Here is a 15,049-nt window from a genome sequence, read left to right on the forward strand (position 1 = left end):
CGGCCCCGACCACTGCGAGGTGCACCTCTCGTGGCGGAAACACCTCCGCACATCACCGTCACCCACCACGACCAGTACGGCGTAGTGGCAGCGACATCGCACGACAACCACGCCGTCGACCACATGCTGCGGCGGGTCGGCTTCGATCAGCTGTCCGGCAGCCACCTGTACGCGCTCACAGGGCCGACGCACGATCTGGCCCGGCGCGGACAGCAGGCTGTCCAGTCCTTGCGCGCCGCGCGATACAGCGTCACCGCCGACGCCTCGTACGACCTACAGCCCTCCACCCGACTCCACCGCGACCGAAGTCTCCACGACCCGCGGGAGAGCGACCCTGTGCCGAAAGCCCTCGGCGACAAGGACGTGGTCTTCGCTTCCGCCCGCGCGCTCGATGCCGACATCCGGGCCGCCCGGATCGTCGTGCACGACCAGGTACGCGATCCCGACGGCACGCTGCGGGCGGTCGGCACCGACATGCGCACCCGCGAGGGCGTGCTGCTGCACGGCGAGGGCGACCTGCGGTACGTCGAGTCCCGGCTGGACAGCACGACCCTCGCGTTCGACGCCTTCTCCTACATCCGCGGGAACGGACGCCCCGATCCGACTCCGTCGACCCAGCAACGCCGGGCCCAGGCCGCCGTCACCATCTCCCCGGCCCGCGCGGGCGCCTCGGTGCCACGGCCACCCGACGTTGCAGTCGCCTACCGCCTACCCGTCGCCGCCCAGCAGCCGGCGCGTGCCCGCTGAATGCCCGAGCCGAAGGAAACCTCCGCCATGAATCTGCATCTCGAACCCGACGTCGCCTTCGGCGTTCATCCCAATCTCGGGGTCGCCGCAGCCGTCACAGATGACCGCCCGTTCCTCGACGAGGTCCTGCGCAAGCACCACTTCCGTCACAGCAGCACCCTCGATCTCTACCTGCTGCCCGGAGGCACTCCGCACAACACCGCGGTGCGGACCGTGGCCCGTGTCAGCCGCGAGTTCCAGGAGGCCGGCCTCTCTGTCGCCGCCGACCCTCGCCTCATGGTGCCGCCACCCATCCCCACGCCGGACGGGGTCGCCGTACGTCAGGCACTGCCCGGCCAGTCGCTGACCGCACTGACCGGCGAACTCCACGAGCTGCGTCGCTCGGCCGATGTCGCCGACGTGCTGGAGCAGGTCCTCGACGAACACCACGGTGTCGTCGGCGACTTGGAGGAGTTCATCGACACGGCCGCCGCCTGGTGCTCGCGGCTCGACACTCCCAACGGCCGTGAGCTGAGCCAGCACCTGCGCACCATCGCCCATCACGTGGCGTTCCTCGGCGACCAGCTCGTCGACGCCCAGCTCGACCTGGCTGTCATGCCGGACGTGACTCCGGCCGACGCCCCGCCCCTGGCCGAGGTGCCGCTCCCCGCCCGGTACGAGATCCCGGCCGTCACGCACACCGCACGCTCCCGCGCGGCCTTGGCGTCCTCCCCCAATCTCCCGACCGCCGCCACTCGCCCCGCGCCGCCGGGCGAAGCGGTCACCTCCCGAGCCACCGCTCCCAACGCCCGCCGTTCGCGCTGATCCCGCGCTCGATCCGCAAGGAGCCACAGCTCATGGCCGTCAAGAAGTCCTGGACCATCAACCATGCCTGCGGACACACCTCCCAGGCCGATCTCTCCGACCGCCCCGCCGACCGGCGCGCCGGCTACGCCCGGTGGCTCACCGAGCGCGAGTGTGCTGACTGTTGGCGTGCCGCCCGAGGCGAGGACACCGGGTCCAAGGCCGAGTGGCTGGCGAAGAAGCGGGCCGACGAGCAGACCGAGGCCGAGGAATGGTCGGCCCGGTACCGGATGCCCCCACTGGACGGCACCGACCGCGCGGTCGCCTGGGGCACCCGCTGCCGCTACCAGCTCGTTTCCGCCGCCTACGCCGCCCTTGTCCTGGAAGGCACCACCAGCGAGGCGGCGTGGGAGGACATCGAGGAGGCCATACGGCCCGTGACTCGTGCGGGGTGGTGGCTCGATCAACGAGACGCCGACCCGGCCGACCTGCCCGAGCTGCTGGAAGCCGCCGCCACGAGCGACCGGCCGACCGAGAACCCGCACTTCTAGACCGGCCCGGGGGCCTCCATGTCCACCACACCCGATGTGGTCATCACCCGCGAGCCGGACGGGAACGTCGTTGCCGAAGGCGGCGACGAGCTGGCCATAACTCTTCTCAAGCGCGCCGGCTTCGTCATAGAGACCACGCCGCGCTCCTTCTGGTATCGGCTGCCCTGGGACCTGGGTGAAGAGCGGGAGAACCAGCTGGCCACCCATGCGGCCCGGATGCTGACGGCCGTCGGGTATGGCGTCGATCTCGATCCCTGCCTGGACTCCGTCCGGGTCACCACGCCCACCGATCCTGCTGGAGTTCGGGGCATCGGGCACAGCATGCTCACGCTTGTCGACCACCTGAACGGCGCTGCCACCTACGAGGCGGCGGCTGACGTCGTGGACGAGATCCTGGATCCGGACGACGGCGTCCTCGTACGTCTCGGCGACTTCTTCGAGGCCGCCGCCGTGCAGGCCAACTCGGTTGATACGGACGGCGGATGGGAGCTGTCACACCTCTTTGAGGACGCCGCGGTGACGGTCAGGGATCTCGGCACCGACCTGCACGCGGCCAGCGGCCGGATGCGGGATCTCGGCCCTCCACCGAAGCGGAGCTGGCAGGAGGGCGTCGCCCGCTACTACGCGTCGGCTCCCACCCGCGGCGCCACGCCAGCCACAGGAGTATCCGACGAACCCACCGCCGCAGGGCCTCCCACGCCTGACTCCCCTACCCGCCGCCGCACCCGCTAGGAGCCTGCCCATGGCCTCCAGAACACCTCGTCGCTCCGCCGCCACCCGTAGGTTCGCACCCCTCTGGATCCCGCTTTGTCATCGCCGCGTACCAGCACGCCCTCGACCACCACCGGCACCGACTTCCTCCTCTACCTCCTGATCGGCATCGCCGGTCTCGGTATGGCGGGAGGCTCACTGTCCTGGCTGTTCGGTAATTTCGCCAACGCCGCCGTCGGCTCCGACCCGTGGGCCGCCTTCCAGCCGACCAACGCGCTCCTGCACCACCGGCAGGTCTGGCCGCACCTGCCTCAGTCCGCCGCCGTCACCGGCTGCTATCTGCTGCCCGCCGCCGCGCTCACCGCCGCGGCCGTTCTCGGCGCCCGGCTCTGGTTGCGCCTTCGCCGTAGCCCCAGCGGGCTGGCTGGCCAGCGAGACCTGGCCGACCTGCTGCCCAAGAAGATCGCCGCCAAGGCGATCGACCTGCGCCCCAGTCTGAAGGGCACCAAGCCCAAGGACGTGGAGCCGGACGACCGCGGTGTGCTGCTCGGCACACTGAAGCCGGGCTCTGCCGAGGTCCGTTCCTCCTGGGAGGACGTTCTTCTCGCGATCATGGCGCCCCGGTCCGGAAAGACGTCCGGCCTGGCGATACCCGCGATCCTGCGCGCCCCCGGCCCGGTGCTGCTGACCTCCAACAAGGCCGCCCGCGACGCCTTCACGGCCACGCTCGACGAGCGCGCCCAGGTCGGCACGGTGTGGACACTGGACCCACAGCAGATCGCCCACGCCCCGCAGACCGTGTGGTGGGACGTCCTCGCCGATGCCCACGATCTCGCCGGGGCCCGGCGGTTGGCCGGCCACTTCGTGACCGCTTCCGTGGACGAGTCGAGCGCGGGCGACTTCTGGTCCACGGCCGCGGCCAACACCCTGACCGCGCTGTTCCTGGCCGCCGCGCGCGACGGCCGTCCGATCACCGACGTACTGGCCTGGCTCGCCTCACCGGCCGATCGCACCCCCATCGACCTTCTGCAGGACTCCGGTCTCGACGGCGTCGCCGCCCAGCTCCAGGGCACCGTGGCCGGTGCCGTCGAGACCCGTGACGGCATTTTCGAGACCGCCCGGCAGTACGCCAGCTGTCTCCTCGATCCGGGCATCGCCGCCTGGGTCACGTCGCCCAACGGCCTCGCCAAGGTACGGGAGTTCAAGCCGCAGGAGTTCGCGACCAGCAAGGACACCCTGTTCCTGCTGTCCAAGGACGGCGGCGGCTCCGCCTCGGCGATCATCGCCGCTGCCGCCGACGCGGTGATGCGCGCGGCCGTCCTCCAGGCCGAACGCGACGGCGGGCGCCTCGATGCCCCGCTGCTCGCGATCCTCGACGAGGCCGCCAACGTCTGCAAGATCGCGGACCTGCCCGACCTCTACTCCCATCTCGGCTCCCGGGGCGTCATCCCGATCACGATCCTGCAGTCCTACCGGCAGGGCGTACGGGTCTGGGGCGAGGCCGGCATGGACGCGCTGTGGTCCGCCGCGACCATCAAGCTGGTCGGCTCCGGCATCGACGACGCCGACTTCGCCGACAAGCTCTCGCGCCTCGTCGGCGACCACGACGTACGCACCGTCTCCGTGTCCACCAGCGAGTCGGGCAAGTCGACGTCGGTCTCCATGCGCCAGCAGCGCGTGCTGCCGGCCGACGCGATCCGCGCCCTGCCCAAGGGCTCCGCACTCCTGCTGGCCACAGGCGTCCGCCCGGCGCTGCTTGACCTCAAGCCCTGGTACCGCGAACCAGACTCCGACCGCTTGGGCGCCGCCTCCGCCGAAGCGACCGCGGCCATCACCGAACGGGCGCTGGCCAAGCACCTGCACCGCGACGACTTCGGCCCGGCCGCATGACCGCCCCGGTAGAGCACCGCGTCGCCACGAGACGGCCGGGCCCACGCCCCCGTCCAGCCGCTTCTCGTTCCTCTGCTGACTGAGGTGCTCGATGTCTCACCCTGTACCGCTGCCTCCCCCTGTACCGCCGACCTGGGTGTCCGTCCGCCCCGCCGAGCGACTCGCCGGCACTCCCCTCGTATGCCGTGACGGTAACTGGTGGCTCGTCTCCCCGACTGGATCGCTGCCCGCATCAGATCCCGCCTTCGCCAGTCAACTGGACTTGTTTGCCTTCGACTTGGCTGCTGCCGAGCGCGCCGTGGCGCGGCTGCGCACCCAGCGCGAGACAGCTGGCGAGGTGGCGTCATGACGCCGCTCGTGCAGGCCGAACAGGCGGTCCTGGGCGCGGTCTTCCTCGATCCGGGCCAGCTCGACCATCTCTCACCCTGGCTGCGACCGGACCACTTCTACCGCCCAGCGCACCAGGCTCTGTACGCCGCAATGCTCAGGCTCCACGCCGAGGGCCACCCCGCCGCAACAGCGAACGCCGGCGAGCCTGTGCCGCTGGCCTGGCTGACCGACACGGTGCGAGAGGCCAGTACCCGCACCCGCGGACTGACCGCATCGCACGCGCACGCACTTGTCGCAGCGTGCCCGACTCCCGTGCACGCCCCGGTCTACGGACGGATGGTCCTCGAAGGCGCCATCCACCGCAGCGTGGCCCAGCACGCCATCCGCCTCCACCAGGCCGCCCGTGCCGACGGAATCCGCGGTGAAGTCGAGGAGACGATCCACCACGCCCAGATCCTGTCCGAGGTCCTCACCGACCTCGCCCACCGCTGGGGCACCGAGCCGCGTCCTCTGCCGCCGCCCGCGGCGAGTGAGTCGCCGGTCCCCCAGCGACAGCCGGTGGACGAGAAGGTCCTGGCCGACGAGGAGTTCCTCCTCGGCTGTCTCAGCGTCCGGCCCGACCAACTCCTCGACGTCGTCGGATGGCTCCACCCGGTCGACTTCGCCGATACCGGACACCGGCACATCTACCGCTCTCTGGGCGCGCTGCACCACCGCGGTGAACCGATCGACCAGCTCACCGTGCTGTGGGAGACCCAACGCCGGGGTGCGCTGGCCGACGGGACCCTCGACGCCGAACGCGTCCTGAGGATCTGCGACCCGCTGGCCTTCTCCGGCGCCGCCGAGTACTTCGGCGAACGTGTCGTCCAGGCATCCCTCGTACGAACGGCCACCGCGGCGGCCCGGCAGGTACGGGCGCTGGCCGACACCGAGTCCCTGGCTCCGGGACGGCTGATCGGATACGCCCTCCACGCACTCGGACCGCTCGACGACGTCCGCCGTCGCTGGCGCACCGCCTCTGCGGGCGAGTCCGATCCGGTCCGTCCGGGCGGCCCACGAGGTGCGCCTCCACCCGCGGCCAGGATCGATGCCGCCCGCGCCCGCAGCCGCCTCGCAGACGCCACGGCTTCCGTGACGCCGGTCGCGGCCCCCTGCACCGCGCTTCCTTCCCGCCCCACTCATCGGAGTCCGTCATGACCGACCACACCGGCCGCGCGGGCCTGGAGAAGGACGAACTGTACGCGGTCGCCCACGAGTTCGAGCAACTGCGCTCCGAGATCGTCCGGTCGTACACGCAGCGCTCTCTGCCCGACCTTGTCACCGCTTCTCATCACCTCACGGCACTCGCGGGACTGGTGAAGGACCTGTCCGACGAGGTCCTCTTCCGCGCCACCGACACCGACCCTGGCCTCGACTTCGGCCCGGTCATCGCCGCCTACACCAGCGCGTCCGCGTCGGCGGGACGCGCCATGAACAGTTACACCGAGGCCTTCGAGCAGCTCGGATTCTCACGCAGGTACGCGGAAGCCCCATCGTCAGCGGACATGCGCGATGCCCGTCAGTCCGCGTTCGACGTCGCACAGGACCGACTGGATCTCACCGTGGACTCACTCCAGGAGACCTTCCTCGGTCTGCGGCGCGATGCCGACCACATCGACAGCACCCCGCCCCGTGTCCTCGCCGCACTGAGCCGCTCGGCACGTCTATCCAACTCGATCTACCGCGTCCCGAGCGAACTCCCCGCGACCGGGCCGACCCGTCTCGCCTACATGCCGGCGTCCCGCCATGCACGCTGACCCACCGACGGCGCCGTGGCCGTCGATCGGGAGCCTGTGCTCCGGCTACGGCGGCCTGGACCTCGGCGTCCAGGCCACCCTCGGAGGCACGCTCGCCTGGCACTCCGAGGTCGACCCGGGCGCATCCCGGATCCTGTCCCGGCACTGGCCCACCGTGCCCAACCTCGGCGACATCACCACCCTGAACTGGGCCGACGTCCCCGAGGTCTGCGTCCTGACGGCCGGGTTCCCCTGTCAAAGACGTCTCCGTCGCCGGCCGCCGCGCCGGACTGGCCGAAGGCACCCGTTCCGGGCTCTGGCATCACGTCGTGCGCGCCATCGAAGCCCTCAACCCCTGTCTGGTGGTGATCGAGAATGTCCGCGGGCTCCTCTCCGCGCCCGCCGGTTCCCCTGGCGACGTGGAACTCTGCCCGTGGTGTCTGGGAGACACCGCAGGTCAGCCTGCTGTGCGCGCACTCGGTGCCGTACTCGGCTCCCTGGCCGACCTCCGGTTCGATGCGCGCTGGTGCGTGCTACGCGCCGCTGACGTCGGAGCCCCGCACCGCCGCGAGCGGATCTTCCTCGCCGCCTGGCCCTCCGACCGGACCGCCGTTGTTGAAGACCCCGACCAGCAACCTGGCGACCAACGGCGGCAGCCAGCATCCGGTCAAACGCAAGCAGGGCGGCCACGGCCCGAATCTGGCGGACGAAGTGGAGTGGCTCCTGCCCACCCCGAAGGCGTCGGACGGCACCAAGGGCTCACCGAACCAGCGTCATGGCAACGGGGACTCGACCTTGCCTTCGGCCGCGGCACGGCTGCGTCGGACGCCCCGGGCGCGCGATGTCAGCACACCGGATCGTCGACCGGGAGCAGCCTTCCGGCCTCCACCGCAGGTCGTGGAACTCCCGCTGTTCGCCGAGCCGACACCGACGACGGACAAGCCGGGGCCTGGGGACCGTACGCCACCGCCATCGCCCGATGGGAGACAGCCACTCGTCCCGCACCACCCCCGACCGATGACGCGGGCCGCCTGAGCCCCCGGTTCGTGGAGTGGATGCAGGGCCTCGCCCCGGGCTGGGTGACCGACACCCCAGGGCTGGGTCGCCCTGCCCAACTGACCGCTCTGGGCAACGGAGTCGTGCCACAGCAGGCCTCCCAAGCACTGCGGATCCTGGCGCCGCCACGTTTCGTATGCCGTCACCGGACGCCGCGTTGAGCAGCGCCGTCTACACGAGATGTCCGGCCGGGCCAAACCCCGGATTCCGCGGAACCTCGGCACCCCACCCACCAGATCTCGCACAGGGGTAGCCATGTCCGAACCCGAATCCGATCACGAGAGCGGTCCGATACGAATACCGGACCACGACCTGGACGACCTCGTCGCCACGGTCACCCGACTCGTCGCGGAGAGCCGCAAGCAAGGCGAAACGCTCGCCCGGCTCACCACCGACGAGCAGCCGTCCCCCGAGGACGGCGAACAGAGCGCTGTCGAACGCGCCGGAGAGACGACTCCGCCCTCGTCTCCAACGGCCGGCGATCCGAGTGCCGCCACGACGGAGGAGCCAGCCTCCGTCTTCATCCTGGCGCTCGCCCCCAAGGCGTACGCCAAGGAGTTGGCCGCGCTGACGAACTGGGTGCACAACCTGCTCCTGCCGGTCTACGGCCGGGAGATCACCACCGGCCGCCCGTGGTGCCGGCAGTGGCAGGAACACCCCGAGGCCGTCGCCCGGCTGCACGCGCTCTGGCTCGCCTGGCAGCAGCTCACCGATGTCCAGGCCGGACTCACCGGCCCCTCGACGTGGCACCGTGACCACCTCGATCCGGCACTGCTCCAGCTCCGCACCCCGGACGGGCCGTTCGGCGCATGCACGACGAGCGCGAGCCGCCCCCACCACCGGCTGCTGGCCGCGCCCGAGCCCGCCGGAGTCTGAGATGGCCGACACCTACGAGCCCCCCGTGCCCGAGTACCGGATCGACGGCTTCGAGGCCGCCAGCGGGCGAATCGAGGAGGACTTCTCCTCCGTCACGCTCACGGACGACCTGTTCGTCACCCTCACCGACCACCACAGCACCGACGGCCACGACAGCTACCTCCTGCTGTACGACCGGGCCGCCATCTGGGACATCCCCGGGACAGCGGAGTACCTCTCGCTGCACATCACTCGGGACGTCGAACAGCGCACCTTCGCCTTCGCCTCCGAGCGCCACCCAGTCGTCCCCCTGGCGCAGAACTGGCTGATCGGCCGGGGCTGTCCGACGGAAGCCGCCGAGGTGTCCGACCGTCACGGGCCCCGCCCCGCCGACGCGCTCACCAGGCGCCTGGAGGACCTGCTCAGGACCAACCCCGGCAACCGGTACGAGGTCCTGGACCACTACACCGACAACGCCTGCTCCTTCGATTCCGGTGTCGAGGTGCGCACTCTCCTGTACGACGCCCATCCCGACTCCGCGGACACCCCCTACCGGCTCTTCCTCGAAGAGACGGCCAAGGACCTGCGCTCCTACACCGTGCGGGAGGGCGCGTTCGCCAACGCCGACGAGGCGGACAGGTGGGCCGTGGAGCGGGACTCGCCGCTCCCCCTGGCTCCCGCTCCACCCGGTACGGCCGATCGCCGGGCGGCAGCCGCCCGCGCTCGCTCCACCTCTGCGGGCGCCGACGTTGCCGTGGCTCCGGCGCCCGCTGCCCCATCACGAGCAGCGGGGCCTGCTCCGTCGCGCCGTCGTGGAGGCACGCCGTGAGCCGGGCGCGGTACGCCTTCGCCGCGCACCCCGAGGCCCTCGCCGACCTGCGCGCCGTGCCGGAGACCATCCGCGACCTCGCCCTCCTCGAACTGCAGCACCTGGTCCACGGCAACGAACGCGGAGCCGCCCTGCAACGCGAACTCGCCGGCTGTCACAAGGTCTACGTCGACCCGGAGACCCGATGGCGCCTGGTCATCCAGTACCGCGACGCCCCCGCGTCCTCGCAGCACAAGCGGGAGATCTACCTCCTGGCCGTCGGCGAACGCCAGGACCACGCTGCCTACCGCGCCGCGGCCTTCAGGCTGGAGCGCGAACGGGAAGCCGCCGACACCTCCGCCCTGGGGCGCCGGGCGCAGGCCGCCAGGGCCCGCTCCCCACACAGCGGCAGCGGGCACCCGGCTCCCGCGGCGCAGACGACAACGACGGCCGCCACGCCGCTACGTTCCCTCCGCGCCCGGTAACCCTCCCCTTCACACACCGACACACGGAGCGCACCCATGCCCGACTCCACCATCTCGGCGGAAGCACCCACAGAGTTCATCGCCTCGGCCATCGTCAGGCTCTCTCCTCGGTGGACCACCTGGACCCTGCAAACGGTCCAACAGCACGGCCCCATGCGTCTCGGGGACATCAACTCCGCACTACCGTGGGTCGGAATCCAGGCCATGGCACGGGTCGTACGCCGATTGGAAGCGAGCTACCTGTTGGAGCGGCCCCAACACGGGATCTACGGCCTCTCACCGCTCGGCGGTAACGCGCAGCACGCTCTCCGCGCGCTCGCCGCCTGGCATCACGTCCAGTTCACCGACCAGCGGCCGGTGCTCGCCGACGCGGAACGCACGGAGGACGCGCTACGCCGACTGAGCGGCAAAGGCACGATCGCGGTCCTTGAGGCTCTCGAACAGCACGGTCCGCTCCCCAGCAGTGAGCTGGGCGCCACGGCCGGACTGGCCACAGGATCCCTCCACCACCGCGTACAGCAACTCCAGACCGACGGACTCATCACCCGCACCAGCCCCTTCTCCGGGCGCGGAGCGGAGTACGCCCTCACGCCCGCCGCCCAGGCACTCACGCCGGTGTACGCGGAACTCGCCACACTCGCCCGCGACAGCGAATCCGCCCCGTCGCCCAGCGGAGTCGAGCGACGGACGACTGCTCATTCAGCGGCCGACACGGCGCGAGCGACCGCTGCAGTACGGCGCAGCCCCGCACTCACCCCCGGAATGTTCTCGCACGCCCCCGTCCCGCAGACGCGCGTCCCGATGAACCTCACGGAACTCTCCCGCCCGTCACGGACCAGGTGATCCCTCATGACCGCAGCCAGACCCCAGCACATCCACGGCGCCCGCGCGACACAGCACACAAGCCGCGTGGGCGCCCGCGCACCGCCCCATCGGAGAACTCCTCATGCCCAAGGATCCCCACACCCTCAGCCAGGGCACCGACGTCCTGGTCAGCCCCAGCTATCTCGCCGGCCCGGCTCGAACCTGACAGTCTTCAACACCCTTGAGAACGCGTCTGGTTGGACCAAGAACGTGGCGTTCGGCACCGACACGTACTTCACCAGCCCATGTCAGCGCGTACGCGTAGCCAACGCGGTCGAGGGCTACTACGGCGGGTGGACCGTCTCGTACGCCGAGGACCCACTCGGTGTTCCGGACTGGATCACCACGTTCGACCGGAACGCCCCCAGCGAGATCGTCGCCGCGTTCACCGGCACCCTCGTCGACGGACTGCACAACAACTTCGCCGACTACCTCAGCGGCGGCCCGCGCCACACCGGCACCAGCCCTGCCTCGCTGGCCGCACGCCACAGCTGGGAACCGGTACACGGCTCCCGGCCGTTCCGCCTGGTCTCACCCGACGGGTACGCCGCATACCACATGCGGGATGGCTGGCTCCACGAGTACGACGAGCTGATCAGCCCCGAGAAGTCGACGTGGCGCATGTCCGCCGGCCCCGACCCCGTGTTCACGCCGTCCTGGCGGGCGTTCTTCAGCCGGTACACCCCGCAGCACCTGATCGCGGCGTCGACAGCTGCGTTCACGGACCCCACTCCCGTGCTGCGCGCGCCGGACCATGTCCCGGACCGTCATCGCACCCTGGTGTCGATCACCCATCCGAAGCCCGCCGCGCTTGCCCCGCGCGCCGCAGCAGCCCTCGCCCGCAGCTCGCAACACCGCGCCGCGCCCATGTCTCCAGCCACAACCGCGCCCGCCACGTTCTCTCCGCACGCCGGATCCCGGCGCCAGCGATAGCGCGTCGTCCCTGAGTCCCGGAGTCCCACCGTGCCCAATCGCACCCCCGTCCAAGACGTCCGTGTCTCCCCCGTCTACCTCGCCGGCCCCACCTCCGACTTCACCGGCGACCCCGCCCTTGCCCCACTCCTCGCTCAAGGCTTCGCCCTGCACCACGACGAGGAGTCCAACGTGTACCTCTCGTCACCAGGGCAGGGCATCCGACTCGGCTACCTGCCCGAAGGACCGGACCACACCCTCTGGAAGGTCACCGTCCACACCGACCCCTTCGGTCCCCCGCGCTGGACGGCCACCTTCGACATGCCGACGCCCATCGAGTTGGTCACCGCCTTCACCACAGCCCTCGCCAACAGCTACGCGAAGAACCCGCAGTCCTGTGTGGCCGGCACAGCCCACGGAGCCGACGAGGTCCTCCGGCCACTGAGCGATGCAGGCTGGAAGCGCGAGGTCCTGCGAGCCGAGACCCTCTGCACCGCGCCCGACCGACTTGCCGGGCTGAGCTACTCCCGCCGACCACTCGCCCCCGAGACCGAACTCCGGCAGGACTCGGCCCGATGGGTTCTCTGGGGAGGCCAGGACGGATACATCTCCCGCTGGTACGCCTCCTTCTCCTCCTGTACGCCCGCCCATCTGATCGCTTCCACGACCGCCCGCCTCGCCGACCCAACCCTGTGATCCGGTACACCCGCGACGTCCCCGCCCGAAACCGAGGAGCTGCTCGTATCGCTCCCGTCCGGCCTCCCACGCCGACTCCGCTGGACGTCCGGCGCGCTTCTGCGGCCCGCGCTCGCACCACCGTTCCAACGGCCACCGCGCACGCCCCTGCCATGGCATCGCCACCCGGCCCCGGCGCCATACCCCCGGTTCGTTCATCTCGGCGTCGATGAGCGCCGCAGAGGGGAAAGCCACGGGCCCAACAACCTGTTCGACCTTCGAACCAGTACCCTGACCGACGGAAATCCGGCTCCGGCCGCCATGACCCGTCACCAGCAGGCTCAACCAAAAGCCTGCGGTGCATATCCCTCCACCGATCAGTCGCCTTCAAGCAGACGCACCAGAGAAGCAGTGATCACACGGCGACGGCCTCCGAAGGGCACGAGTTCGACCGGCGCCTCACCTCTTCTGATCAGCTCGTGGAGGTAGCTCCTTGAGACGCCGAGCGCGGTCGCGGCCTTGGGGACGCTCACCGTGGCGGGCCAGGAGCGCACCTGGTCGAGAGTCGGGCCGTCTGTGGACGTCGAGCGGCCGTCATCGACGTCACTCGCGGTGACCTGCGCCTGAGCGGTTCGCTCGGCGAGGGGCCGCTCCCACAGCCGGAGCAGGGCGCGCAGCCGATCAACGTCCTCCGGGGGTGGCAACGGCGCGCTGTCCACGAGGCTCCGGATGTACGCCTCCCGTTCCTCAGGCGTCATTGGCCTGCGCCCGTTCCGTACGACCGGGCTCGGTGAGGTGTTCGCGAGTCATCATGCCGCGCCCCCGTTGTGGCCGCCCGTTCACGCTCAGCTTGCTCTGCCTCGACGCGTTCAGCGACGGGGGCGAGGATCGGTCTGAGCTGGGCGATCAGCTCAGGGGGAATGCCCACAGTGCGGATCGCACGGTCGGCCTGCGCACGGGCATCCGCGATCTCTGCCGGGGTGAGGATCGCATGGCGCTCTTCCTCGGTCATCACGCCTCCCGCCTTCGTACACGGTCAAGTGCATCGCCCGACAGAGGGTCCGGCAAGGCGCGCAGGAGATGTGCGAATCGTGCGTTCGAGCGGACCAGGGGCCCCGATCCTCCGCGCGGGCTCAGAGCGGTCCGTCGGCCTCGGCATCCACCAGCCGTACCAGTTCCTCGACGCTCAGCTCGATCCGCCGCCCATCAGCCATCCGAGACCGGCCCAACGATGCCGCTTCGGCATCGTCGACAGCCTCGTCACGGACACGGATCTCCTCACTGCCCAAACCAGCTCCTCCCTCGCTTCCTTCACTCACCTCCGTGAACGGTCGCTCCCGCACCAGCCGAAACGGCGGCCGGTTCATTCCGCATTGGCCGGACATCGATCGTCGTGGCTGCGGCCAGTTCGCCCACGGCAGACGCACACCTCGGGCAACGACTGGAGACCCCATCCAAGACCATGTCAACGTACGGGAGACCGGAAAAACCGCAGGTCAACGAAGGGTTCTCTGTTCGTGACGCTCACCGCCACCACCCCGTTCCAGCCTCTCGCAGAACTTCCTCCGCCCGCCCTCGGCGAGCGTGAGTGGCTTCTCGAATGCCACTGCGCCCAACCTGTGACCGACCTTCTCAAGGGCCAGGGATGGGATGTCGTCGTCGACCTGGACTGTAACGTCCACTGCTCCAGCCCCGACCGACGCGTGTACGTGGGCTTCCTCCCCGAAAGCCGGGAGGCGGCACACGGCGAGCTGTGGCACATCCATGTCGCTGACGAGGACGGCACCACGGCCTGGCGCCAGACCTTCGGGTCGGACACCCCGGCACAGGCCGTCGCCGGGTTCCTCACCGCTCTGGTCATCTGCCCCACCCGCTGCTGTACCTGCGTGTGACACCCGTCTGCCAGAAACCGCCGTCCTGCCCCACCGACGCCCAGGAGACCGTCTTGCCCCACAAGATCACCGTTGGCCAGCTGGTCCGTCAGCTCCAGGCCTTCGACCCCGAACTGCCCACGTACTTCGCCATCAATCCCGACTGGCCCTATGCCCACCGCATCGGCCGCATCGTGGAGGTCACCGGATCGAACGGAGCCGTCTACATCGCCGAGGACGGCCAGGAGGACGTGCTGCCACCCGCTGTCCGCACCGAGCTGGACTGGTCCGGCGTATGAGCTGCCACCCCCGTATGCAGCCCGCTGTTCCACCGGTCAGCTCCTCGTGCCGCATGGTCCTCCGTGACGTCGCCCAGAGTCCCATGCCACGATCCGTACGTGGTGCCCTCCTCCGCCGCGTGCCTCCGCACCCCGCCCAGACGATCCACACGGTGTGGATATCCGACCTGGAACCCCGCCGACTCGAACCCGGTTCGATCCTGCTCAGCTGGGAGCCCGGCCCGGGGGCCGGAACGGACGTGACCGCTCGCCTCGGTCTGGCCTCGGCGGAGGTCCTACTCGCCAGGTGGCCGGCACTTCACGGCGACTGGATCCCCGTCGTACACCCCACCCTCCACGAGGTCAAAGGCCTTCACTCCGCGCTGTCCGTGGCCACCGACGCGCTGCACCTCGCCAACCACCTGGCCACCAACTGACGATCACACACTTCGAACGAA

At 70.3% G+C, this 15,049-nt stretch carries 20 protein-coding genes and 1 pseudogene; 18 read left to right on the forward strand and 3 right to left on the reverse strand.

Annotated features, from left to right (window positions below; genetic code table 11):
• Positions 1-30: 30 nt before the first annotated feature.
• The 15 genes and pseudogenes from AB0D74_RS12485 (at position 31) to AB0D74_RS12555 (ending at position 12,463) form a co-directional block, all read left to right on the forward strand.
• Positions 31-747 (forward strand): hypothetical protein, encoded by a 717-nt coding sequence (locus AB0D74_RS12485; protein ID WP_362583970.1) that lies wholly within the window; start codon positions 31-33, stop codon positions 745-747.
• A 27-nt stretch (positions 748-774) separates the two neighbouring features.
• The gene (locus tag AB0D74_RS12490; protein ID WP_362583973.1) at positions 775-1,551 is read left to right on the forward strand and encodes a hypothetical protein; all 777 of its coding nucleotides are present in this window, start codon (positions 775-777) and stop codon (positions 1,549-1,551) included.
• A gap of 32 nt (positions 1,552-1,583) precedes the next feature.
• Positions 1,584-2,081: a hypothetical protein gene (locus AB0D74_RS12495; protein ID WP_362583975.1), complete on the forward strand. Its 498-nt coding sequence runs from the start codon at positions 1,584-1,586 to the stop codon at positions 2,079-2,081.
• A gap of 18 nt (positions 2,082-2,099) precedes the next feature.
• Complete coding sequence (locus AB0D74_RS12500; RefSeq protein WP_362583978.1) at positions 2,100-2,813, forward strand: hypothetical protein; 714 nt, start codon at positions 2,100-2,102, stop codon at positions 2,811-2,813.
• A 75-nt stretch (positions 2,814-2,888) separates the two neighbouring features.
• A complete protein-coding gene (locus AB0D74_RS12505; protein WP_362583982.1) occupies positions 2,889-4,682 on the forward strand; it encodes a TraM recognition domain-containing protein in 1,794 nt (597 codons plus the stop codon).
• A gap of 345 nt (positions 4,683-5,027) precedes the next feature.
• Complete coding sequence (locus tag AB0D74_RS12510) at positions 5,028-6,209, forward strand: DnaB-like helicase N-terminal domain-containing protein (RefSeq protein WP_362583985.1); 1,182 nt, start codon at positions 5,028-5,030, stop codon at positions 6,207-6,209.
• A complete protein-coding gene (locus tag AB0D74_RS12515) occupies positions 6,206-6,808 on the forward strand; it encodes a hypothetical protein (RefSeq protein ID WP_362583988.1) in 603 nt (200 codons plus the stop codon). The genes AB0D74_RS12510 and AB0D74_RS12515 overlap by 4 nt, the downstream gene beginning before the upstream one ends.
• A pseudogene (locus AB0D74_RS12520) lies at positions 6,798-6,971 on the forward strand (DNA methyltransferase); the annotation flags it as partial. The gene AB0D74_RS12515 and the pseudogene AB0D74_RS12520, both read left to right, overlap by 11 nt.
• Positions 6,972-7,077: 106 nt before the next feature.
• Complete coding sequence (locus tag AB0D74_RS12525; protein WP_362584241.1) at positions 7,078-8,004, forward strand: DNA cytosine methyltransferase; 927 nt, start codon at positions 7,078-7,080, stop codon at positions 8,002-8,004.
• 94 nt (positions 8,005-8,098) lie between these two features.
• Complete coding sequence (locus AB0D74_RS12530) at positions 8,099-8,719, forward strand: DUF4913 domain-containing protein (protein WP_362583991.1); 621 nt, start codon at positions 8,099-8,101, stop codon at positions 8,717-8,719.
• A 1-nt stretch (position 8,720) separates the two neighbouring features.
• A complete protein-coding gene (locus AB0D74_RS12535; protein WP_362583994.1) occupies positions 8,721-9,527 on the forward strand; it encodes a hypothetical protein in 807 nt (268 codons plus the stop codon).
• The gene (locus AB0D74_RS12540) at positions 9,524-9,991 is read left to right on the forward strand and encodes a hypothetical protein (protein ID WP_362583997.1); all 468 of its coding nucleotides are present in this window, start codon (positions 9,524-9,526) and stop codon (positions 9,989-9,991) included. The genes AB0D74_RS12535 and AB0D74_RS12540 overlap by 4 nt, the downstream gene beginning before the upstream one ends.
• Positions 9,992-10,027: 36 nt before the next feature.
• On the forward strand, positions 10,028-10,834 hold the full coding sequence (locus AB0D74_RS12545) for a winged helix-turn-helix transcriptional regulator (RefSeq protein ID WP_362584000.1): 807 nt from the start codon (positions 10,028-10,030) through the stop codon (positions 10,832-10,834).
• Between the two features lie 231 nt (positions 10,835-11,065).
• Positions 11,066-11,788, forward strand: coding sequence for a DUF317 domain-containing protein (locus AB0D74_RS12550; RefSeq protein WP_362584003.1), 723 nt, complete (start codon positions 11,066-11,068; stop codon positions 11,786-11,788).
• A gap of 30 nt (positions 11,789-11,818) precedes the next feature.
• Entirely contained in the window at positions 11,819-12,463 is a 645-nt protein-coding gene (locus AB0D74_RS12555; RefSeq protein ID WP_362584006.1) for a DUF317 domain-containing protein, read from the forward strand.
• Between the two features lie 356 nt (positions 12,464-12,819).
• Here AB0D74_RS12555 and AB0D74_RS12560 read toward each other — a convergent pair whose 3' ends face one another.
• From AB0D74_RS12560 to AB0D74_RS12570, 3 genes are all read right to left on the reverse strand, one after another.
• Entirely contained in the window at positions 12,820-13,200 is a 381-nt protein-coding gene (locus tag AB0D74_RS12560; protein WP_362584009.1) for a helix-turn-helix domain-containing protein, read from the reverse strand.
• A complete protein-coding gene (locus AB0D74_RS12565) occupies positions 13,197-13,454 on the reverse strand; it encodes a hypothetical protein (protein ID WP_362584012.1) in 258 nt (85 codons plus the stop codon). Before AB0D74_RS12565 ends, AB0D74_RS12560 begins: the two co-directional genes overlap by 4 nt.
• A 121-nt stretch (positions 13,455-13,575) precedes the next feature.
• On the reverse strand, positions 13,576-13,731 hold the full coding sequence (locus AB0D74_RS12570; RefSeq protein ID WP_362584015.1) for a hypothetical protein: 156 nt from the start codon (positions 13,729-13,731) through the stop codon (positions 13,576-13,578).
• A 330-nt stretch (positions 13,732-14,061) separates the two neighbouring features.
• On the opposite strand from AB0D74_RS12570, the gene AB0D74_RS12575 reads away from it, so the two are divergent.
• From AB0D74_RS12575 to AB0D74_RS12585, 3 genes are all read left to right on the forward strand, one after another.
• Positions 14,062-14,334: a DUF317 domain-containing protein gene (locus AB0D74_RS12575; RefSeq protein ID WP_362584018.1), complete on the forward strand. Its 273-nt coding sequence runs from the start codon at positions 14,062-14,064 to the stop codon at positions 14,332-14,334.
• Between the two features lie 53 nt (positions 14,335-14,387).
• Positions 14,388-14,612, forward strand: a complete 225-nt coding sequence (locus tag AB0D74_RS12580) for a hypothetical protein (RefSeq protein ID WP_362584021.1) — start codon at positions 14,388-14,390, stop codon at positions 14,610-14,612.
• 119 nt (positions 14,613-14,731) lie between these two features.
• Positions 14,732-15,028, forward strand: coding sequence for an esterase (locus tag AB0D74_RS12585; RefSeq protein WP_362584024.1), 297 nt, complete (start codon positions 14,732-14,734; stop codon positions 15,026-15,028).
• Positions 15,029-15,049: the final 21 nt, after the last annotated feature.

It is taken from the genome of Streptomyces sp. NPDC048278, assembly GCF_040652195.1.
GTDB lineage: Bacteria > Actinomycetota > Actinomycetes > Streptomycetales > Streptomycetaceae > Streptomyces.

Coding starts and splice junctions, on each gene's coding strand:
- AB0D74_RS12515 (WP_362583988.1), top strand. CDS start 6,206: ATGACCGACCACACCGGCCGCGCGGGCCTGGAGAAGGACGAACTGTAC.
- AB0D74_RS12490 (WP_362583973.1), top strand. CDS start 775: ATGAATCTGCATCTCGAACCCGACGTCGCCTTCGGCGTTCATCCCAAT.
- AB0D74_RS12530 (WP_362583991.1), top strand. CDS start 8,099: ATGTCCGAACCCGAATCCGATCACGAGAGCGGTCCGATACGAATACCG.
- AB0D74_RS12500 (WP_362583978.1), top strand. CDS start 2,100: ATGTCCACCACACCCGATGTGGTCATCACCCGCGAGCCGGACGGGAAC.
- AB0D74_RS12535 (WP_362583994.1), top strand. CDS start 8,721: ATGGCCGACACCTACGAGCCCCCCGTGCCCGAGTACCGGATCGACGGC.
- AB0D74_RS12565 (WP_362584012.1), bottom strand. CDS start 13,454: ATGACCGAGGAAGAGCGCCATGCGATCCTCACCCCGGCAGAGATCGCG.
- AB0D74_RS12545 (WP_362584000.1), top strand. CDS start 10,028: ATGCCCGACTCCACCATCTCGGCGGAAGCACCCACAGAGTTCATCGCC.
- AB0D74_RS12560 (WP_362584009.1), bottom strand. CDS start 13,200: ATGACGCCTGAGGAACGGGAGGCGTACATCCGGAGCCTCGTGGACAGC.
- AB0D74_RS12510 (WP_362583985.1), top strand. CDS start 5,028: ATGACGCCGCTCGTGCAGGCCGAACAGGCGGTCCTGGGCGCGGTCTTC.
- AB0D74_RS12495 (WP_362583975.1), top strand. CDS start 1,584: ATGGCCGTCAAGAAGTCCTGGACCATCAACCATGCCTGCGGACACACC.